Genomic DNA, 20,162 nt, shown 5'->3' with positions numbered 1-20,162 from the left:
ACAGGGATAACCCCGCGCCAATCACGATGGAGAGATACGATATGGAAAATGAATGGATTCCACTGTCCCCGGACGACGCCTTCACCTTCGCCTGCAGGCCGGGGGGCGTCTGCTTCAACGACTGTTGCCGGGACCTCAACCAGTTTCTGACCCCCTATGACATCCTGAGGCTCAAAAACCGCCTCGGCCTCCCGTCCGATGTCTTCCTCGAACGATACACCGTCACACACATCGGTCCAGAAACCGGTCTTCCGGTCGTCGTTCTGCGCCAGGATTCCGCATCGGGCATGACCTGCCCCTTTGTCAGCGACAAGGGATGCACCGTTTACGCCGACCGCCCTTCCTCGTGTCGTGCCTATCCCCTGGCACGCCTCGCATCCCGATCCCGGGAGACCGGACAAATAACGGAGCGGTATGCCCTCATCCGGGAGCCCCACTGCAAGGGCTTCCGGGAGGGAGAGCGTCGGACCGTTCGCGGGTGGATCGAGGAGCAGGGGCTGCCGGTCTACAACGAGATGAACGACCGCCTGATGGAAATTATCGGTCTCAAGGCCCGGTGCCACCCCCAGCCGCTGGATGTCCGGGAACGGCACCTCTTTCACCTGGCCGCCTACGATCTCGACGCCTTTCGCCGGCAGGCGGTCGAAAACGACCTGTTGAAGGATCTCGCCTCGCTTCCCCACGGGCCGGCCGTCGCCGACATCGACGACGAGACCCTGCTTCGCTTTTCCCTCGACTGGCTGAAGCGGACCCTTTTCCTTCAGGCGGGAGGCGGAACGTCATGAGCCTGGCCGGGAAGACGGCGCTGGTGCTCGGCGCGGTCAAGGGCATCGGAAAAGGCGTGGGTCTGGCGCTGGCCGATGCCGGAGTCCGGCTGGCCCTGACTCATTACGACTGGGAAGAGAGCCTGAACGCCATGCGTCGGGATTTCGCCGCCTCGGGTGCCGACCACCTGATCCTCCGGACAAACCTTCTCGACACCGATACGATTTCCGAGATGGTGGACCGGGTGATCGACCGTTTCGGGCGGCTCGACATCCTCGTCAACAACATCGAGCGGGGCGGCTGGCCCATCGTTCACGGCGCCTACACCCGGGACCAGTGGGATCTGGAGATGGCCACGACCCTCCGGGCCAAGCAATGGGTTTTCACCGCGGCCCTCCCGCATCTCAAGGCCTCGGGCGACGGCGTCGTCGTCAACATCTCATCGATTGCGGGAATCGTCGGCAGGTCGGGCCCGACCGCCTATATCTTCAACGAAGGGTATTCCGCCGCCAACCGGGGCATCTCTCTTCTGACGGAGACCTGGGCCCGGCTCGGCGCCCCCGAGGTTCGGGTGAACGAGATCATGCTGGGCATCTTCGACACCCGACATGCCCGGGAAACCCGGGGATGGGGGCTGCTCACCGAAGCCCGGAAGCGGGCGATCCTCGACCACACCCTCCTGGGACGGACGGGTGTCGTCGACGACATCGCCAAAGCCGTGATCTTCATCCTCCGGGACGCCCCCTTCATGACCGGGGCCGTTCTTCGTCTCGACGGCGGATATGTGCTCGGCGGCGAGGAAGTCGCCCCCATGCCGCCCGGCGTGGTATGATCGCCGCCCCCTGTTTCGACCTACCGGGGTCGGAAACGGGTGGGCGGCACCCCCCACAGGTAGAAGGCGATCCATTCGAAGCTCAGCTTCAGCAGCTCGATGTCGCTGCGCCGGTATTTCCGCTGGCGCTCCGGCCTGACCTTGTATCGCTTCAGAAAGCTGCTCCTGAACACAAAATCACGGAACGCATCGATGTTGTAGGCCGCCATGAAGGCCATCCTGGCCTTGGGGCCCCGGGGCCCTTCGGCACCCCAGGGGTTCGCCTGGAAACGGCGCCTCACCGAGGCCCATGCCAGGGTCATCTCGTTGTGGCGCGTCGCGTCCTGATCCTCGGCCCAGGACGCGACGGTCCACGTCCGGTCCTCGTGGCGCCCCAGACAGAAAGACGGAGGCCGGAACAGATGGATGCGCTCGGCGCGCCCGGTTCCGGCGTCGAACAGCACGCCCTGCTCCACGGGAAACGTCCGGCAGGTGTCGGGACGATCCGGATAGACCGAGCACCCGGCATCGGTCAGGAAGGGACAGGTTTTTTCCGCGTTGTCCGCCATGCGAAGCAGCACCTCGGGGAAATGGCTTCCGGGCCGGAGAACCACGTCGACGTAGCGCTCCAGAAACCGGTCCGAGGAGATGTCCAGGTTTTTCCGGAGCCGAACCACGTCGTAGGGGTACAGAAAGAGGTTGAGGTTCCGGCAACAACGGTTGAAACAGCCCACCTTCGGATGGCAGGCAAACGAGAAACGATCCTCCCCGCCAAGACGTCTGCCGGGAAGATCTTCAAGGGATTCCGGGTCGATATGCTTCATGACGGCCGATCCTCGAAGGTCGCGATCATGTCCGCGACGGTCATTTTCAGTTTGACGGTGATCCCCGCGGCCTGCCTCAGTTCGTTTTCCAACAGCGCCATGGCCCTGTAGAACGGCGTCCGATCGAACCGGAAATCATCGCGCCCCGCCGCCCGGCGCGAGAAGACCGCGCATCCCGGCGACCGGAAGGCCGGCCGGCCCGGCGGATGAACCTCGTGGGCAATGCCGTGGAGGCGGCAGATCATGGGGCGGTAATCGTAAAGCCGGCACCATCCTTCCCCGTTCAGGGGGCACATGATCCGGGGAGGAGCGCCTTCTTTTTCGGCGGCGGCCGTCTGTTGCCGCGCCAGATCCGCCCGCTCCCGGATCTCCTCCCGCAGGGCGTCGGGAAGGCGGCGAAACCCTTCCCGGAGATACCGGTGTTCCAGGTGAGTGTGGTGAAAAAAACGGGTGAGGCAGCAGTTGTCCTCACAGCCGCGGCAATGAAACCCGTAGTGATCCGCCGCCTTTCGATAGGCGGCGTCCATATCGGCATAAAGGGTTTTCAGCCGCCCGATGAAGGGGGCCGTAATGTCCGGGGTCGGGGTCATGGCATATCCTTTAATGCGGTCATACGAGAGGGCTGGGGAAAAACAACCGGGAATAGAGGTTCATGGCGTACCGGTCGGTCATGCTGGCAATGAAGTCGCACACCACGCGCTCGTAGGGCTGACCATTGTTCATCAGATTCCGCATCTCGAGGTTGAGGAGTTCCCGCTCCAGCTGTGAGGGATTTTCCAGATAAAAGGCGTAGAGCTCCGACAGGATCTTCTTCGCCTTGACGAATTCCTTGTGGACCTTGGGGGACCGGTAGACGTTGTCATAGAGGAACCGGCGCAGCTCCGCCATGGCGTCGTGAACCTCCTGGCTGTTGCTGAGGATCAGACGGTCGTCTTCGACCCGGCTGGAAAAAATGAGGTCCCGCATCATGGCCGTGGCCCGATCGGAATGGGTCCGCCCCAGGACCCTCACGCAGAACTCGGGAACCTGACTCTCGTGAATGACTCGGCTTCTCATCGCATCCTCGAGGTCGTGGTTGAGATAGGCCATGATGTCGGCGATCCGGACGATCTGGCCTTCGGCGGTGCAGGGCGCATCCTCCGGGTCGTCGGGAATGATCTTGCCGTACCCTTTGGAATGTTTGAGAATGCCGTCCCGGACCTCGTAGGTCAGGTTGAGGCCGAGCCCCTGGTTTTCGAGAAAGTCCACCACCCGGAGGCTCTGTTCGTTGTGGGCGAAGCTGTGGGAAAAGATCTCCTTGAGAGCCGTCTCCCCACCGTGCCCGAAGGGGGTGTGGCCAAGATCGTGACCCAACGCGATGGCCTCGGCCAGATCCTCGTTCAGATACATGGCCCGGGCAATGGTCCGCGCGATGTGGGCCACCTCGAGGGTATGGGTCAGACGGGTCCGGTATTGATCCCCCAGGGGGGACAGGAACACCTGGGTCTTGTATTTCATTCGCCGGAAGGCATTGCTGAAGACGATCCGATCACGATCCAGCTGAAAGGCCGTCCGTATGGATCGCAGGGGCTCCGGCCGAACCCGACCCCTCGAGCGGGAACTCAGACACCCGTGGGGGGACATGAAACGCCGTTCCCGTTCCTCGAAGTCCTCACGAATAGACATCGTCGATCACTCCATACCCGTCATCATTAACGCTTATTCGACTCTCGGAAGCCGGTGACGCCGGAGAAGGACTCTCGCCCCATCCCGTTGTCTCAGGCGGAGCGGCTGAAGGCGAAAAACCCGATGGGTGACGCCGCGGCAGACGGCGTTTTGAGATTCCGGCAGCCCCGGCTCCCGACGCTGCCGTCTTCAGCCGTTTTCCGCAGGGCATCGCGAACGTCGACATTTGCGCTGTCATTTGCGTTATCTTAAATGGGGACTATTGACGATTCCGCAAAAAAAGGTTTTATTTTATCCACAGCCATACTAAATTGTAAAGGACTATTTGGCCCGGGGACGCGGCGGACAATATGTCGCAAAACGGCTGGAGAGGACGCATGGAGGCAACGATGACGGGACACCATCTCATACTGGGCGAATTGACCGACGCGGTCACGGGGGAGGTGCTGGCGGACAGTCACGATGAACGGTATCGACAGAAGGTCGCGCGTATCCTTCTGTCGGAGAAGGGGTACGTCAAGGCCGAGATCACCCCGCGAGTCCCCCTGACGGCGATCGCCGGAAAGCGTCGGGGGAAAATCCGCGTCGCGTTCGCGGTGTCTGTCGACGGCCGGATCGGCATGATCATCCAATACGGCCCCGGCTCCCTCGTCACCCGCCACCGACCGGCCCTGGCCATGTCGCGGCTCCTCGCGGACTACCAGATTCCCGTGGCGGTCGTGACCAACGGAGAAGACGTCGACGTGCTGGACGGTTTCTCGGGAAACATCGTGGGCCGGGGCTTCGACGCCCTCCCTGCCCGGGAAGCTCTCGGAAAAATCGTCGCCGGGTCCGCCTTCACCCCGATTTCGCCCCGGCGGGCCGACCTGGAATCCCGGATCGTCTACTGCTACGAAATCGACGGCAGCTGCCCCTGCGACACCGACATCTGCCGGTTGGACGAGACTGATGAAGACTGAAGGGGCATAAAAGCCCCGTTCGTCACGCTTGCACCCCTTCAGCCTTCAGTCTTCAGCCTTCAGCCTGTTTTGAAAGGACCCCCCGTATGAATCATCGCTATTTCATGGAAAAGGCCCTGGCTCAGGCCCGGTCGGCCCTGGATCGGGGAGAGTTCCCTGTTGGGTGCGTCATTGTCCATGAAAACGAGATCATCGCCGTCGGCGCGCGCGAGGGCACGGCAGGCGGCGGCGTCAACGAAACCGATCACGCCGAGATGGTCGCCCTCCGCCGCCTCGACGCCCTCGGGATCCAGGCCCCCAGGGAGCGGCTCACCCTTTATTGCACCATGGAACCATGTCTGATGTGTTTCGGTGCGATTCTCATCGCGGGCATCGGGGCCGTGGTCTGGGCTTACGAAGACGCCATGGGCGGCGGCACGGGATGCGACCGCTCGACCCTCCCCCCCCTCTACCGCGACCGGCGGATCACTATTGTCTCCGGGGTTCTTCGCCGCGAGAGCCTCGCGCTGTTCCAGGCTTTCTTCCGGGATCCGGCCAACGCCTACTGGTCGGGAAGCTTCCTGGCCCGGTATACCCTCGCCCAGGCGGCCGGGGGCTGAGGACCGGTGCAGCGGCATCCCCTTCAGTTTTCAGCCTGATCTCACTCCCGGATACGGGCCTTCAGTTCCCGAATCAACGCCGAACAGACCTGGCTCGCATCAGCCACCACCGCGACGTCCGCCATCTTCATCATGGTCGCGTGGGGATTCTTGTTGACGGCGATGATGAAATCGGCGCCGGAGAGGGCGGCGGTATGCTGGATGGCGCCGCTGATGCCGAAGGAAAAAAGGATCTTGGGCCGAACGTGCCGACCCGCCTGCCCCACCAGGGCGTCGTGGCCGGCCCATTTGGCATGGACCACCGGCCGGGTTGCCCCCACCTCCCCCTCCATCAGCCGCGCCAGGTCGAAAAGCTTCTTGAATTTGGCCCTGGTGCCCATCCCCCTGCCGCCGCAGATGACGACGTCCGCCTCTTCCAGGCACTGAGTCCTCTGGGGAAGCCGCTGGGCGGAAATCAGCCGGACCCGGGGAACGGGAAGATCTTCGGGAAGCGGCAGCCGGACCACCCGGCCCCGGGCCGTGTCGTCGTGGGGGATCTCCTGGAAGGTTCCGGGTCTGACGGTGGCCATCTGCGGCCGGGCGTCCGGGGTGACGATATCGGCGATGAGGTTCCCGCCAAAGGAGGGCGCCGTCTGGACCAGGAGGCCGTCCTCGTCGATCCCGAGGTCGATGCAGTCCGCAGTGAGCCCGGTTTTCAGCCGTTTTGCAAGAACCGGAGCGAATTCACGGCCGAAATCGGTAGCCCCGACAAGGAGAATTCCGGGGGCGTGAACCGCGGCGAGGCGGGCCGTAAGATCGGCGTAGCGCTCGACATTGTAGTCCTTCAGGACCGGATCGTCCATGACGTAGACGGTCTGGGCCCCGTGTGCGATGTATTCCCCCACGTATTCTTCCAGCTCATGGCCCAGAATCACGGCGCAGACCTCGGCGTCGAGGGCGGGGGCGAGATCCCTGGCCCTGGACAGGAGCTGGAGCGTCACCCGATTCTGGAAATAATTCCGATAGTCGCCGAACACCCATATATTCTTCCCGGATTCAGTCATTGTCTTCCCGTCCGTCTACGGCTGCATGCTCATGGGGATTGAGGTCCTTGCCGAGGGCCGCTCCGATCCGGTCTCCGAACCGCTCGAAGAGCGCGTCGACCACCTTTTTGGGCGACCCTTTCAGAACCACGTTTTCTTTCTGGGCCACTGCGGAATAGACCTTGTGAATCCGCGTGGGCGAGGCCTTCATGCCGACGCTCACGGGGTCGAGCCCCAGGGCGTCGCAATCCAGGGTCTGAATCTCCACCTCGCCGAAGGCGTCCTGGAGCCCGCTCATGGAGACATACCGGGGCGTATAACGCCGGGTGGTGATAGTGACCAGACCGGGCAGGTCCATCTCCAGGGTTTCCAGAAAATCGTCGGCCTCCCGTCGCATGCAGAGGGTCCGTCCGTCGATCTCCAGATGCTCCACATAGGCCACCCCGGGCACGTCCAGCTCCTGAGCCAGCTGGGGCCCCACCTGGGCGGTCTCGCTGTCGGTGGTGTAACACCCGCACAGCACCAGATCGAAATCCGGACAGGTTTGTTCGATGGCCCTGGCGAGGGTGAAGGAAGTGACGTCGGTATCGGCCCCGGCCATCCGGGGATCGGACAGGAGAACGCCGCCGTCGGCGCCCATGGCGACGGCTTCGTGAAGGATTTCCCGGGCGGCGGGAGGCCCCATGGTGACGGCGGTGATCCGCCCCCCCCACTGATGCTTGAGCTGGAGGGCGGCCTCCAGGGCGTGTTTGCAGGCAGGATTCATCATGCCCGCTGCCAGTTCCCGTTTCAAGGTCCCCGTCCGGGCGTCCCAGGGAAGCTCGGAAACCTTGGGGACCTGTTTCATGCAGACTATGAGTTTCAACATATCTCTAATCGACAGGGTATAGGTAAAGGGGGGTTCGCCCTCAGACGGGCTGGGACAACACCGATCGGGAGATGACCATCCGCTGGACCTCGCTGGTCCCTTCATAGATTTCGGTCACCTTTGCATCCCGAAAATAGCGCTCGACGTCGTATTCCTTGCTGTAACCGTAACCGCCGTGAATCTGGACCGCCCGATCCGCCGTGCGCATCGCCAGGCGGCTGCAGAAAAGCTTCGCTTTGGCGGCTTCGGGCCCGAAAGGCCGGCCGGCATCCTTCTGCGCACAGGCACGGTAAAGCAGAAGGCGCCCCGCGTCGATTTCGGTGGCCATATCCGCCAGATAATTCTGAATGGTCTGAAACGCGGCAATGGGCTTGCCGAACTGTTGCCGCTCTTTAGCGTACCGAACCGATGCATCGAAGGCCGCCTGGGCGATGCCCAGGGCCTGGGCCGCGATACCGATCCGCCCGGTGTCCAGAGCTGAAAGACCGATCTTGATGCCGTCCCCGGAGCGGCCCAGACGGTTCATTTCCGGCACGCTGCAGTCCTCGAAGAAGAGAGAGGAGACCGGATTCGCCCGCATGCCGCAGAGGTCCTCTATTTCACCCACCGAAAACCCGGGGGTACCCTTTTCCACGATGAAGACGTCGGCTCTGCGGCGGGGGTCTTCCGGATGGGTCACGGCGAAAATCAGCGCCGTCCCGCAAACGCCGCCGTTGGTAACGAATATCTTGGTACCGTTGATAACGTAGCCGCCGTTTTCCCGCTGGGCATGGGTTTCCACTCCGCCCGCATCGGAGCCGGCATTGGCCTCGGTCAGGCAGAAAGCCCCGATGCGCTCGCCGCCGGCCAGCGCCGGAAGAAAGCGGCGCTTCTGGGCTTCAGTGCCGAACATGACGATGGGATAGGCGCCGACGCTGTTGTGAACCGTCACGCAAAGCCCCAGGGCCGCGCTCACCCGGGACAGCTCCTCGATGACGACGGCGTAACTGACGGCGTCAAGGCCGGCGCCGCCGTAGGCTCTTGGGATCTGAAGGCCGAAGAAGTTGAGGGGCCGCATCTTTTCCACGACTTCCCAGGGAAACCGGGCCTCCCGGTCCAGGTCGTACACCAGCGGCGCGATTTCGGCCTCCGCGAACTCCCGGACCGTCCCGCGAACCAGCCTGTGCTTCATGCAGGGATTAAAATCCATGATATCATTATTGGTTTTGGGGTTATGACGTCTGTTCGGAAAGTGGTAACATCGGATCTTTATCCCTGTCAAGCGGAATGGCGCGGATGGACCCCATCGGACCGCAACAAATTTTACACCCTGTAAAGGATTTCGACACCCGGACGTCCCGCCGGCCTCGGCACGTCCGCCCCCATCGGGGTATCGCAATGGATCTCAACCGGTTAAGTACGGGACATTATGAGCATTCATTGGCACGGACTTTGCTGATTTTACCTTACATTCCTGCAAAGGAACAGCGACCGGACCCAATCGTCCCGTCATTCCAGAACACCCTGTGCCTTCAGAGGGATATCGTTGAAATCGTCTCTACACATATTGGTTGCCGACCGGAACCCACACGTGCGGGAATTCATCAAACGCGAGATGGCCGCCGAGGGGCATCGTATCGATATCGCGGAAAACGGCAGGGAACTCCTGAAGCGGATCTTCCGCGATGACACCATCGATCTCCTGATCCTGGACCCCGACCTTCCCGACGCCCAGGAATCCGCCCTGCTCACCAAGCTTCAGGATCGTCTCCCATACATCCCGGTGGTGTTTCACACCTTTCTTTCAGATTATCAGAACCGCCTCGACATCGTCAATGCCCTCGGCTATGTCGAGAAAGGCGCCAGAAGCATCGAGCATCTGAAACGCATCATTTCGGATTTTCGCAAAAATACGGGTCCGTCGACACTTGACGCCGTCAGGAAAAGAAAGCAGCCCGGCAAATGAAATTTCCCAAGCGACATCGGCGCTCCGAAAGCGGCTATTATCAATCGTTAACCCGCTGGATGGCCCTGATCATCATCTTCGTCTCCATCACCCCCGTGATCCTGGTCAGCGGTTTCATCCTGAACGCGTTTCGAAACTCCTATCAAGCCAAGATCTACGACCACCTGGGCGAGTTGGTGCTGAAAAAAACACAGAACATCGACAGCTTTTTATGGGAAAAACTGAGCGACATCCGGTATGTGGCGGCATCGACCCCCTTTGGAGAACTGACCCGGGAGGCGGTCATCCAGGAAAAACTGCGACACCTCAGGCGGGAGTTCGACACCGTCTTCGAAGATCTGGGCGTGGTGAACCACGAGGGCGTCCAACTCGCCTACTCCGGACCCTTCGAGCTGGAATACGCCGATTACTCCGAGGCGGAATGGTTCAAATCGGCCATACAGACCCGTTATTACATCAGCGACGTCTTCAGCGGGCTTCGGGGAAAACCCCACTTCATCGTCGCCGTCCGAAACATGCATGACGGAAAGCCGTGGATCCTCAGGGCGACCATCGATTTTCTCTCCTTCAACACCCTGGTGGAGCGGCTTCGGATCGGCCAGACGGGTTTCGCCATCATCCTCAACAAGTACGGCGAATACCAGACCAAACCCTTCTTCGAAAACATCGAAATCAACAACAAGAACCTCTATCAGTTCATGAAACAGGCGGACCCCACCCCCAAGGGCATTCACATCGTGGAGCGCGCCGGATCCGACGGCCGCCGGAAGATCTATGTGGGATCCTTTCTCAAGGATGACGATTGGCTTCTGGTCTACCAACAGGACAAGGACGACGCCTTCGCGGACCTCCGCCACACCCAGGACATCGCCGTCATCATCATCGTCGTCAGCACCCTGGCCGTCATTGCCGTTGCCGTGATGCTCTCCATGAAAATGATCCACCGCATCAGCGTCTCCGACAAGGAAAAGGAGATCATGAACCAGCAGGTCATCGAGACCGGCAAACTGGCGTCCATCGGCGAACTGGCATCCGGCATCGCCCACGAGATCAACAACCCCGTCGCCATCATGGTGGAGGAGGCGGGATGGATCGAGGATCTCCTCATGGAGGAGGATCTCCACCAATGCAAGAACCTCGAAGAGTTTCAGCGGGCCGTCGGCCAGATCCGTCTGCAGGGCAAACGCTGCAAGGAGATCACCCACAAACTCCTCAGTTTCGCCAGAAAAACCGATTCATGGGTGCAGGACGTACAGATCAACGACCTCGTGGAGGAGGTGGTCAACCTCTCGTCCCAGAAGGCCAAATACACCAATGTCGACATCGTCACCCGTCTCGACCCGAACCTTCCGGCCATCCGGGCGTCCTATACGGAAGGACAGCAGGTTTTGCTGAACCTGATCAACAACGCCCTCTACGCCCTCGAATCGAAAAACGACCGGGGCCGTATCGAGATCAACACGAAACTGGCGGACGACCATATCGTCATCGACGTCATCGACAACGGCAGCGGTATCCCCGCGGCCGTCATCCCGCGGATATTCGACCCCTTCTTCACCAGCAAACCGGTTGGAAAGGGAACCGGACTGGGTCTGTCCATCTGTTACGGCATCATCAAGAAGCTGGGCGGAGAGATCACCGTCGACAGCGTCCTCGGCGAAGGGACCCATTTCCAGATCCGGATCCCTTCGGAAAACCCCGGGACGCCCCTTTCCGGTGACACGTAACAAAAACGACAACCCCGCCCGGGCACGGGCAAAAACCCGTCACCCGGTTCACGATAAAACTCAGGAGGAGAACATCATGACGAATTGCACGTTTCTGTCGGCCGGCGGCATCCCGGGAAAGAAAACACCACGACACGCCACCCGGGAACCGCTCTGCATTACCCGATTCAGCCCCGTTCGACATGCCTCCCGGGCGCTTCGGAGACGCAGGGCATGCCGAACGGTCGCCGGCAGCCGTTATTGAACGCGCGGCAGGGAGAAAGAAATGGCCCATAACGCGACAACAAAACCGTCGGAGACCCCTCCGACGATCCGGCTCCTCCTGGTGGACGACGAGGTGGGATATCTCAATGTCCTCTCCAATCGGCTCGCCAGGCGAGGACTCGACGTCGTCAAGGCCCGCAGCGGATCCGAGGCCATCCAGGCCGTCCGGAAACGGGATTTCGACGTCGTCGTGCTCGACCTTCTGATGGAGGACATGGACGGCATCGAGGTGCTCAGGATCCTGAAGAAGATGGATCCCGGCCTGATGGTGGTCATGCTGACCGGGCACGGTTCGGAGCAGGCCTCGAAGGAGGGCATGCGTTACGGCGCCTTCGATTACCTGACCAAACCGTGCGAACTCGAGGAACTTCTGGAAAAGATACGGGAAGCCTACCGCAGGAAAAGTCGTCCCTGACGGCCGGGAGCGGTATTTCCCACGGCAATCATCAAGCGTCGACCATACCGAAACGTCCCGACGCCCCGTTCAACTGAAAACGCCCGGCCGACGGCAGCCGCCGGGGTTCCCCCGATCGGGGAAGGCCATTGGGTCGTTGCCCACTCAACAGCGAGGAAGTGACCATGCTAAAGAATAAGAACGTACAACTCGGATTTGCAATATTTCTCGGTTTAATCGTGCTTTTCCTGCCCAGACCCGAAGGGACTCAGTTCAGGGTTGTCGGCGACGGCGGCCGCCTCCTCATCGAACACCTCGCCCAGCACTTCTCCGTGGTGCCCGGCGAGGAGGGGACCGCCGACTACATCCTGAAGGCCCGCAATCCGGGTGCCCCGGAAGCCCGACAGGCCTTCATCGCCCAACAGGCTGCGGCGCTCGACCTTCCGGAGATTCAGGTGGAATACGTCGACGGCCTCTCTCCCAAGGCCAAACGGTTCCTGGCGGTGCTGGTGGTCCTGGTCTTCATGTTCGTGGCCGAACCCATCCCTCTCGAGATCACCGCCATCTGTATCGGCGTTTTCCTCGTTCTCATGGGCATCTCCGACGTCAAGGAGGCCTGGGCCCCCTATATGCACCCCGTGGTCGTTTTCATCATGTGCTGCCTCATCTTCGCCATCTCCCTCGACAAGGCGGGCCTCACCAAACGCCTCGGCTATTTCATCATCAAGCAGGCCGGCGACTCCGTCACCCGCTTTACCTTCATCATCTCCATCGGACTGGGGCTCGGCTCGTCGGTGATGCACGACGCGGCCGCCTGCGCCGTCGGGATCGTCACCATGCTCCCCCTCATGCGGGCCGCGGGCATCGAACCCCACTCCAGAACGGCCAAGTTCATGATGCTTTCCCTGCCCTTCGCCTGCTCCGCCGGCGGCATGGGAACCCTCATGGGCGGCGGCCGGAACATGGTGGCGGCCGCTTTTCTCAAGGAGTTCACCGGCATCGAGATCACCTTCTTCGACTGGATCAAGTTCTGCATGCCGGCGGCCATCGTGACGGTCCCCGCGGCGGTGTTCATCGTTTATCTGGTCTATCGGCCGGATCCCAAAATCAAGCTTCCCCAGTTCGATGAGGCGCTCGGCCCCCTCACCCCCATGGAAAAGAAGACCCTCGCCATCATCGGGGCCACCTTTATCCTCTGGCTCACCAAGGGCGTTCACGGCTTCGACTATTCAGTCACCGGCATGCTGGGCATCGCCGGACTGGTCCTGGGCGGCGTGCTCAAGTGGGACGACATCCAGGAGAACATGGAATGGGGCACGGCGCTCTTCATCTTCGGCGGAGGGATCTCCCTGGGGCTCGCCATGGGATACTCGGGAGCGGCCGACTATTTCGCCCATCTCTTCTTCCCCCTGATCCAGGGGGGCGGCTGGCTTCTCCTCTTCGTAGGCGTCGGCGTGTTCGGGGCATTGGTCACCAATGCCATGGCCAACGTGGCCGCGGCAGCCCTGATTCTGCCCATCGTGATCCCCATGGCCCAGCTGGAGGGCGTCGACCCGACGGTCCTGGCCCTCTGCCTTGGGACGGCCACTTCCTTTGCCATGCTCCTGGTGATCGGCTGTCCTCCCAACGCCATCGCCTACAGCTACCGGTACTTCAAGGCCGCCGACCTGACCCGGGTCGGCCTGGTGGCCACGCCGGTTCTTCTGGCCCTCCTGATCCTGGTGGCGGCCACCTGGTGGAACATCCTGGGACTGGTGTAGGCTTTCATGGAATCGACACATGCCCTGGAAAATATCCGGATGCTCCTCGTGGAAGATGAGGCCTACTTCCGGAGCACCCTGAAAAAACGCCTTGAACGGCGGGGGATTACGCTCTTCGAGGCCGCCGACGGGGAAGCGGGCCTCGCCGCCCTGACGGAACACCCGGTTGACATCGTCATCACGGACATGAAAATGCCCGGAATGGACGGCCTTACGTTTCTCAAACGCGTCAAGGCGGATTACCCGGAAATCGAGGTCATCCTTCTGACGGGGCACGCCTCCACCACCGACGGCGTCGCCGGCATCAAGGCCGGCGCCTTCGACTACCTCACGAAACCCGTGGAGTTCGATCACCTGATGAGCAAGGTGGGACAGGCCTACGACCTGATTCTCCGTCGTCAGGCCCAGCGCAGGGAGGCCGAGCTCCACGAACGAATGGAACGGCAGATGGCCCTGACCGAACGGCTGGCCGCCCTGGGAACACTGGCCACCGGGGTGGCCCACGAGATCAACAATCCTCTGGCCATCATCCGGGAGTCGGCCGGCTGGATGGAGACGATCCTCAAAAAGCCTGAACTGGCTGATATGCCCCGAAAAACGGATTTCGAAAAAGGTCTCGACAAGATCGAGAAGGCCGTCGAAAGGGCCAGACGCATTACGCACCAGCTCCTGGAGTTCGTCCGAAAGCCGGACAAGAAAGCCGCGGAAACGGATCTGAAGGCCCTGATCGAGGAGTCCGCCCACCTGATCCACCGGGAAGCGGCCAACAAGGGCGTTGACATCGTCGAGGAACTGGATGAAAATGTGGGAACGATCATGAGCGATCCCTACCAGCTGCGCCAGGTCCTCCTCAACCTTATAACCAACGCCGTCCACGCCACGGAAAAAAGCGGAAGGATCACACTGGGTCTGGAAAATGCCCCGGGGGAATCGGTCCGGATCCGGGTGAGCGACACCGGATCGGGGATCGCCCCCGAAAACCTCGAAAAAATATTCGAACCTTTTTTCACGACCAAAAGTCCCGGCAAGGGCACGGGGCTGGGACTGTTTGTCACCCGGGGGATCGTCGAGCAACTGGGCGGCACCATCGAGGTGGAAAGCACCTTGAACGCGGGGACGACCTTCACCGTCACCCTTCCCCGATCCATCATACCCCGGGAGGCATCAGCGGAAGCGCCCAGAAAGCAGCGGCCGGGGATATTTCAAAAGATAACCCAAGCACTATCCAAGGAGACCCAACACCATGATCAAGATTCCGACCCGCATACTCGTCGTGGACGATGAAAAGGACTTTGTGGAAATGCTCTCCCTCAGGCTCGAGGAAACCGGGGAAAAGGTGACGGTTGCCTATGACGGCCAGGAATGCCTCGACATTCTTGCCCAGAAATCGAAAGAGATCGATGTGGTCATCCTCGATATCCGCATGCCGGGGATGGACGGCATCGACGTTCTTCGCGAGATCAAGAAGCGTTTTCCCTTGATCGAAGTGATCATGCTCACCGGCCACGGCACCACCGAAAGCGCCGTCGAGGGCATGAAGCTGGGCGCCTTCGATTATCTGCTCAAGCCGGCCGACTTCGAGGACCTCTCGAAAAAACTCGAGGGCGCCCGGAAACGGAAGGACGAACAGGAGGAGCGTATCCGACGCGCCGAAGCCAAGCTGCTGGTCCGCAGAACCGGCGGCGCGTGACGCCGGAAACCGCCTTTTTGCCGGGATTCGGCTCTCCGCCGTCTGCCGGGGCTTTTTTCGAAAGGCCCCCTGAAGGCTCGCCTTGCCTGAACCCTTCGATTCCGCTATATTTGCCGAAAAACGCCGATCGGATCCGGGGCCCTTTTCCGGGCGCCCGGGACCGCCGGCACGACCTTCGGAGCGGAAGGAGAGGGGTCAATGGGAAAACATCTGGTCCTGGTGGGGGGCGGTCACGCGCATCTGACGGTCCTCACCCATTTTGACCGGTTTACCGGCGGCGGCTGCCGCGCCACCGTCATCAGCCGAAGCGCCTATCATTATTATTCAGGCATGGGACCGGGACTGCTGTCGGACGTCTATGCCCCTCAAGACGTCCGCTTTCACATCCGACGAATGACGGAGGATCGCGGGGGACGGTTTGTCGAAGACGGGGTGACGCGGGTGGACCCCGGGGCGAGGCTCCTGTACCGGCGGCACGGGGCACCCATCGCCTATGACGTCGTCTCCTTCAACACCGGCAGTTCGGTGGACTTCGACGCGGCCCGCAGCCTGAAGGCCCGATCGGTCTTTCCGGTAAAACCCATCGAGAACCTTCTGGCCGCCCGGGAGGCGGTTCGCAGACGTCTCAAGAGCGGCCCCCTGCGCCTCTGCGTGGCCGGCGGTGGTCCGGCGGGCATCGAGCTCTCGGCCAATCTGAGAAGCCTGGTCCGTCGGGAAGGGGGAGAGGCCGAGATCGTGCTGCTGGCCGGAAGCCGGCTTCTCTCCCATTTCCCAGGCCGCAGACTCAGGACGTGCGTCAAAAAGGAACTCCGCCGACAGGAAGTCACCGTGGTGGAAGGTCTTCGTCTCGCAGGCCTGGACGACCAATCGGTGACGCTCTCCGACGGATCGACACGCCCTGTCGACCTTCTCCTCCTGGCAACGGGAACGCGACCGTCGCGCATTTTTCGGGACTCGGGCCTCCCTGTCGGCGACGACGGCGGCCTGTTGGTGGATGACACCCTCCGGGCCGTCGACCATCCCGAAATTTTCGGAGGCGGCGACTGCATCGCCTTCGGCCCCCGACCCCTTCCCAGGATCGGCGTCCATGCGGTCCGTCAGAATCCCGTCCTGCTGAACAACCTGACCGCCGCCTTGCTGGACCGGGGCGCGCTCCAGCCTTACAAGCCCCAACGGTCCTGTCTGTTGATCCTCAATATGGGCGACGGCCGGGGGATCCTATTCAAAAACGGCATCGTATGGCGCGGCAGGTGGGCCTTCCGGATAAAAGATTGGATCGACAGGAACTTCATGAAAAAATTTCAGGTCAGCGGCGAAACCGGCTGACGGTCCGGCCGCCGCTGCTTCCCATCCCCTTGAGAAACCTCAGGCCGTCTACGGCATGGACGCTTCGGAAGCGTCGCTCTCCACCGCGGCAACGCGGGTGGAGGAACACTGTCGCGGGGGCTTGTCCGCCGTATCCGGCACCCCGGCGATATCCTTCACAAGGGATGCGGCCATGAACAGCATCAGTATCATAAACGGGAACGACACCACGAACGCAACGGTCTGAATCGCTTTCAGCCCCCCGGCCAGGAGCAGCATGGCCGCGATGCTCGAGCAGACGAGACCCCAGAAGACCTTCAAGCCGGTTTTGGGCTCCAGGCTGCCGCCGGAGGTCATCATCCCCACGACGAAGGTCGCCGAATCGGCCGAGGTGATGAAAAAGATGGAAACGATGACCATGGAGAGCAGAGACAAAAACGCCCCGATGGGAAAATTGTCGAAAAGCGTGAAAATGGCGGTGGTCACATCCTTGAAGGTCGCGTCGGCAATGCCCGGGCTGCCGTTCAGTTCCATGAAAACGGCGGATCCCCCCAGGATATTGAACCAGACGGCGCAGAGCAGCGTCGGTGCCAGGAGCGCGCCCAGAACGAATTCACGAATGGTTCGGCCCCTCGAGATCCGGGCGATGAAGACCCCCACAAAGGGAGCCCATGTGAGCCACCAGGCCCAGTAAAAAAGGGTCCAGGCACCGGACCAGTCATACCCGGTGTGCTTTGCGACGGCGCCGTTGGCGTCCACGAAGAAACTGAGCCAGACGATATTCTGCAGGTAATTGCCCAGGGACTCGACGGCGCTGTTGAGGATGTAACGGGTCGGCCCCAGGAAAAGCACCAGCAGCATGAGTCCGAAAGCCAGGATCATATTGATGTTGCTGAGCCACTTGATGCCTCTGTTGATGCCGGTCACCGCCGATGTGATGAAGAGAATCGTTACCGCGACGATGACGAAGATGGAGACGGATACGCCGCTGCCGACCCCGTAAAGCAGGTCGAGGCCGGTGCCGACCTGCATGGCTCCCAGGCCCAGGGAAGTGGCCACGCCGAACAGGGTCGTCACGACGGCCACGGCGTCAATGACCTTCCCGGTCACGCCGCTCACGGCCTTCTCGCCGAGAATCGGCGTCAGGGTCGCGCTGATGAGGCCGGGATATCCCTTGCGGAACTGGAAGTAGGCCAGAACCATCGCCACCACGGCGTAACACGCCCAGGGGTGGAGCCCCCAGTGGAAGACCGCCGTCCTGAGGGCCTCCGCGGCCGCTTCGACGCTTTTAGGTTCGGCAAAGGGGGGGCCGGCGAAGTGATAGACGGGCTCGGCAACCCCCCAGAAAACCAGACCGATCCCCATGCCTGCGGCAAACAGCATGGCAAACCAGGCGGGAAGACTGAACTCGGGGTGTTCCTCATCTTTGCCCAGCCGGATCCTGCCGAAGCGGGAAAAAGCCATCACGAAACAGAACAGCACGAACCCGGCCACGCAAATCATGTAGGCCCATCCGAAATTGGCGATAAAAAACTTGAAGATGTGGTCGAAAACCGCTTTCATCCGAGAGGGCGATGCCATGGTCATAAAAACGAAGGCCAGGCAGCAGACCGCCGACACAATGGACACGGTCTTGTCGATGGTGTTGTCGTTCATTCTTCTTCCTTCCTGTAGCAAAATTACACGCATTCGCACGGCGTCGAAAATCGGCGGTACCTTTCGGATGAAAGGCGTTCAGGAAATCCGCCTCCTGTCTCCGAAGAGCCGGATCTCCGGATGCGTCGGCCTCGGCCGGAAGAATTTGCAGGGAAGATCGGCAAGCGCCGGTTGAAACATCGCGATCCCGGTCTATCGGAGGCTTTGGACGACCCGCTCGCAGGCGTCCTCGACCGTCCGGGCGAACGCGTCCTTGAACGCCCGTTGGTCGGCGGCGGAAAAAGCGTTAAAGTCGACGATGTCATACCCCCGGATTATTGTGAGAAGGGCCAGCAGCTGATCCGTCATTCCCATCTCCAGCGTTTTGAGCGCTGTTTCATCATTCCGGAGAAGGTCGTCCCGGGATACGGAAATCCCCGTTCCCCGGAGACGGGCCGCGGCATTGGCCCAACCCAGAACCGCTTCGATGTCCCCGGCGCACTCGGCCAGTGCGCTGCCCATCAGTTTGAAAAGGGCGTCCACCGGCTTGAGTCTGAGCAGGGTCGGAGAATGGATATAGGAATGATTCGGGTTTACGGGAAGATCCGAGGCCCGGAAGGCGACGCTCTTCAGGAACCATCTCTCGGTATAGCGGATGCAGTCCTCCGCGGCCCATGGCCCCTTGCGTTTGAGATGGATCCATACCGCCTTCGACAGGCCGGCCATGCAGGCCTCGGTGGAATCGTACTCGTAGCTGCCCAGGAGAGCCCCCGCCTCGAAGATATCGATCCCCGGTCTGTCCGGCGCGAGTTCCGCCGCCATGATCCGGTCGACGTCGCCGACCCGGGTCAGAAGGAGTTTCATGGAGCCTTTGGCGGTGCGAACCAGGGGCGTCGCGATCTCTGCCGGGGTCAAGGTGTCGGCCAACGCGGACGGGAGAAAGACGCCCCAGACAAAGGGGGAAATGTCGAGGATCCGCTGGAGCTCCGCAAACCGGGCCGACGCATCGTTGTCCATGGCGGCAGCCGGGACCACCTCGCCGGGGGACAGGTACGGCGACACGGCCGTCAGCATCGATTCCAGGGCCGCCTGCCAGAGAACCACGCCCGGATCGCGTCCGGCGTCGATACGCACCCGGACCTTATCTTGTAATGCTTTCAGTGCTGTTTCATGCATGTTCTTGTCCATAAGCTTTTCCCCGGTCGATGACGCCGGCCGCGTCACTTCGGCTGAAGCGCCTCGCGCCATCGCTCGAGGAGCGGTTTCGTGTGAACCGGCGCCAGCCGGTTACGGGCCAGAAATTGAAAAATATCATATCGATTCCCCTGGTGCCACCATTTTCTCAGTCGATCTCCCGAAGCCCTCCGGAACACCCACGCTGCCCCCCACCGGTCCCGCAGGGTTTTTTCCAGCGACGCTTCCCCCATCCACCCCAGGAGATAATTGAGGCTGTAGAACTCCGGCACCAGATCGAAAAGATGGCTCTCGGGCTGATGATAAAACCCGGTGTATCGCTGCATGGTCCGGGCATACGGATCGCCGTCGGCCAGGTTGCCGCCGGAAAACATCTCATATTCGGCCAGAAACCTGGCGGCGTATCGCCGGAACGCCGCAAGATCCCGGAGAGACTTGTAATAATGGAGGATGTCGGCGTCTGCCGGAGAGATCCCCAGGTATCCGGTGAGGAACGGGCGGGACATAACCGCGTTCTGGAGCAGGAAGGCATAAGCCTCCGACAGGCTGTAGTTCGTACTCATGTTCCGGATGACCGCCGACAGGCCGCTGTCGGTAAAGACCGCCGACAGGCCGTGCCCCAGCTCGTGCCAGAGAGTTTCCAGATCGATCCATCCCCCCTGGGGGCGCATCAGGATGTGTATTGCATCGGGAATATCGACGAAAACGGAGAGCGCCTGGGCGCTCTGTTTATCC

At 61.4% G+C, this 20,162-nt stretch carries 20 protein-coding genes and 1 pseudogene; 12 read left to right on the top strand and 9 right to left on the bottom strand.

Going from position 1 to position 20,162, the window contains the following annotated elements; translation table 11 throughout:
• Nucleotides 1–41: 41 nt before the first annotated feature.
• Nucleotides 42–785, top strand: a complete 744-nt coding sequence (locus AB7S84_RS00880) for a YkgJ family cysteine cluster protein (RefSeq protein WP_020877731.1) — start codon at nucleotides 42–44, stop codon at nucleotides 783–785.
• Nucleotides 782–1,597: an SDR family NAD(P)-dependent oxidoreductase gene (locus tag AB7S84_RS00875; RefSeq protein WP_428152741.1), complete on the top strand. Its 816-nt coding sequence runs from the start codon at nucleotides 782–784 to the stop codon at nucleotides 1,595–1,597. Before AB7S84_RS00880 ends, AB7S84_RS00875 begins: the two co-directional genes overlap by 4 nt.
• A gap of 20 nt (nucleotides 1,598–1,617) precedes the next feature.
• Here AB7S84_RS00875 and AB7S84_RS00870 read toward each other — a convergent pair whose 3' ends face one another.
• From AB7S84_RS00870 to AB7S84_RS00860, 3 genes are read right to left on the bottom strand one after another with little or no spacing between them, the layout of a single operon-like run.
• Nucleotides 1,618–2,400 carry a YkgJ family cysteine cluster protein gene (locus tag AB7S84_RS00870; protein WP_020877733.1) on the bottom strand — a complete coding sequence of 261 codons (783 nt, stop codon included), beginning with the start codon at nucleotides 2,398–2,400 and terminating at the stop codon, nucleotides 1,618–1,620.
• Nucleotides 2,397–2,990, bottom strand: a complete 594-nt coding sequence (locus tag AB7S84_RS00865; protein ID WP_020877734.1) for a hypothetical protein — start codon at nucleotides 2,988–2,990, stop codon at nucleotides 2,397–2,399. The genes AB7S84_RS00870 and AB7S84_RS00865 overlap by 4 nt, the downstream gene beginning before the upstream one ends.
• A gap of 19 nt (nucleotides 2,991–3,009) precedes the next feature.
• Nucleotides 3,010–4,065: a deoxyguanosinetriphosphate triphosphohydrolase gene (locus AB7S84_RS00860; protein ID WP_020877735.1), complete on the bottom strand. Its 1,056-nt coding sequence runs from the start codon at nucleotides 4,063–4,065 to the stop codon at nucleotides 3,010–3,012.
• Nucleotides 4,066–4,442: 377 nt separating this feature from the next.
• Between AB7S84_RS00860 and AB7S84_RS00855 the strand changes: the two genes are divergently transcribed.
• Nucleotides 4,443–5,024, top strand: a complete 582-nt coding sequence (locus AB7S84_RS00855) for a type I restriction enzyme HsdR N-terminal domain-containing protein (RefSeq protein ID WP_234979103.1) — start codon at nucleotides 4,443–4,445, stop codon at nucleotides 5,022–5,024.
• A gap of 86 nt (nucleotides 5,025–5,110) precedes the next feature.
• Complete coding sequence (locus AB7S84_RS00850) at nucleotides 5,111–5,623, top strand: nucleoside deaminase (RefSeq protein ID WP_428152740.1); 513 nt, start codon at nucleotides 5,111–5,113, stop codon at nucleotides 5,621–5,623.
• A 41-nt stretch (nucleotides 5,624–5,664) separates the two neighbouring features.
• Here the strand turns inward: AB7S84_RS00850 and AB7S84_RS00845 are convergent, their stop codons facing one another.
• From AB7S84_RS00845 to AB7S84_RS00835, 3 genes are read right to left on the bottom strand one after another with little or no spacing between them, the layout of a single operon-like run.
• Nucleotides 5,665–6,666 (bottom strand): electron transfer flavoprotein subunit alpha/FixB family protein, encoded by a 1,002-nt coding sequence (locus tag AB7S84_RS00845; RefSeq protein ID WP_020877738.1) that lies wholly within the window; start codon nucleotides 6,664–6,666, stop codon nucleotides 5,665–5,667.
• Complete coding sequence (locus AB7S84_RS00840) at nucleotides 6,659–7,513, bottom strand: electron transfer flavoprotein subunit beta/FixA family protein (protein ID WP_020877739.1); 855 nt, start codon at nucleotides 7,511–7,513, stop codon at nucleotides 6,659–6,661. The genes AB7S84_RS00845 and AB7S84_RS00840 overlap by 8 nt, the downstream gene beginning before the upstream one ends.
• Before the next feature lie 40 nt (nucleotides 7,514–7,553).
• Nucleotides 7,554–8,684: an acyl-CoA dehydrogenase family protein gene (locus tag AB7S84_RS00835; protein WP_276327567.1), complete on the bottom strand. Its 1,131-nt coding sequence runs from the start codon at nucleotides 8,682–8,684 to the stop codon at nucleotides 7,554–7,556.
• Nucleotides 8,685–9,038: 354 nt separating this feature from the next.
• Here AB7S84_RS00835 and AB7S84_RS00830 point away from each other — a divergent pair, with 354 nt between their 5' ends.
• The 8 genes from AB7S84_RS00830 (at nucleotide 9,039) to AB7S84_RS00795 (ending at nucleotide 16,619) form a co-directional block, all read left to right on the top strand.
• A complete protein-coding gene (locus AB7S84_RS00830) occupies nucleotides 9,039–9,458 on the top strand; it encodes a response regulator (RefSeq protein ID WP_020877741.1) in 420 nt (139 codons plus the stop codon).
• Nucleotides 9,455–11,185 carry a sensor histidine kinase gene (locus AB7S84_RS00825; protein ID WP_428152739.1) on the top strand — a complete coding sequence of 577 codons (1,731 nt, stop codon included), beginning with the start codon at nucleotides 9,455–9,457 and terminating at the stop codon, nucleotides 11,183–11,185. The genes AB7S84_RS00830 and AB7S84_RS00825 overlap by 4 nt, the downstream gene beginning before the upstream one ends.
• Nucleotides 11,186–11,261: 76 nt before the next feature.
• Nucleotides 11,262–11,429: a hypothetical protein gene (locus AB7S84_RS00820; protein ID WP_153302759.1), complete on the top strand. Its 168-nt coding sequence runs from the start codon at nucleotides 11,262–11,264 to the stop codon at nucleotides 11,427–11,429.
• A gap of 21 nt (nucleotides 11,430–11,450) precedes the next feature.
• Nucleotides 11,451–11,864 carry a response regulator gene (locus AB7S84_RS00815; protein WP_020877743.1) on the top strand — a complete coding sequence of 138 codons (414 nt, stop codon included), beginning with the start codon at nucleotides 11,451–11,453 and terminating at the stop codon, nucleotides 11,862–11,864.
• A 164-nt stretch (nucleotides 11,865–12,028) separates the two neighbouring features.
• On the top strand, nucleotides 12,029–13,603 hold the full coding sequence (locus tag AB7S84_RS00810) for an SLC13 family permease (protein ID WP_428152738.1): 1,575 nt from the start codon (nucleotides 12,029–12,031) through the stop codon (nucleotides 13,601–13,603).
• Nucleotides 13,604–13,609: 6 nt separating this feature from the next.
• Complete coding sequence (locus tag AB7S84_RS00805; RefSeq protein WP_428152737.1) at nucleotides 13,610–14,887, top strand: sensor histidine kinase; 1,278 nt, start codon at nucleotides 13,610–13,612, stop codon at nucleotides 14,885–14,887.
• Nucleotides 14,847–15,293 carry a response regulator gene (locus tag AB7S84_RS00800; protein WP_428152736.1) on the top strand — a complete coding sequence of 149 codons (447 nt, stop codon included), beginning with the start codon at nucleotides 14,847–14,849 and terminating at the stop codon, nucleotides 15,291–15,293. Before AB7S84_RS00805 ends, AB7S84_RS00800 begins: the two co-directional genes overlap by 41 nt.
• A gap of 198 nt (nucleotides 15,294–15,491) precedes the next feature.
• A complete protein-coding gene (locus AB7S84_RS00795; RefSeq protein ID WP_428152735.1) occupies nucleotides 15,492–16,619 on the top strand; it encodes an NAD(P)/FAD-dependent oxidoreductase in 1,128 nt (375 codons plus the stop codon).
• Nucleotides 16,620–16,667: 48 nt separating this feature from the next.
• On the opposite strand, the gene AB7S84_RS00790 is transcribed toward AB7S84_RS00795, so the two are convergent.
• The 3 genes and pseudogenes from AB7S84_RS00790 to AB7S84_RS00780 all read right to left on the bottom strand — a co-directional run.
• On the bottom strand, nucleotides 16,668–18,254 hold the full coding sequence (locus tag AB7S84_RS00790; protein ID WP_428152734.1) for a glycine betaine uptake BCCT transporter: 1,587 nt from the start codon (nucleotides 18,252–18,254) through the stop codon (nucleotides 16,668–16,670).
• Nucleotides 18,255–18,446: 192 nt separating this feature from the next.
• Nucleotides 18,447–19,421, bottom strand: a complete 975-nt coding sequence (locus AB7S84_RS00785; RefSeq protein ID WP_020877749.1) for a hypothetical protein — start codon at nucleotides 19,419–19,421, stop codon at nucleotides 18,447–18,449.
• Nucleotides 19,422–19,453: 32 nt separating this feature from the next.
• A pseudogene (locus AB7S84_RS00780) lies at nucleotides 19,454–20,162 on the bottom strand (hypothetical protein); the annotation flags it as partial.

The organism is Desulfococcus sp., from assembly GCF_050178255.1.
Lineage (GTDB): Bacteria > Desulfobacterota > Desulfobacteria > Desulfobacterales > Desulfococcaceae > Desulfococcus > Desulfococcus multivorans.
This window is presented reverse-complemented; position numbering and strand designations above follow the sequence as displayed.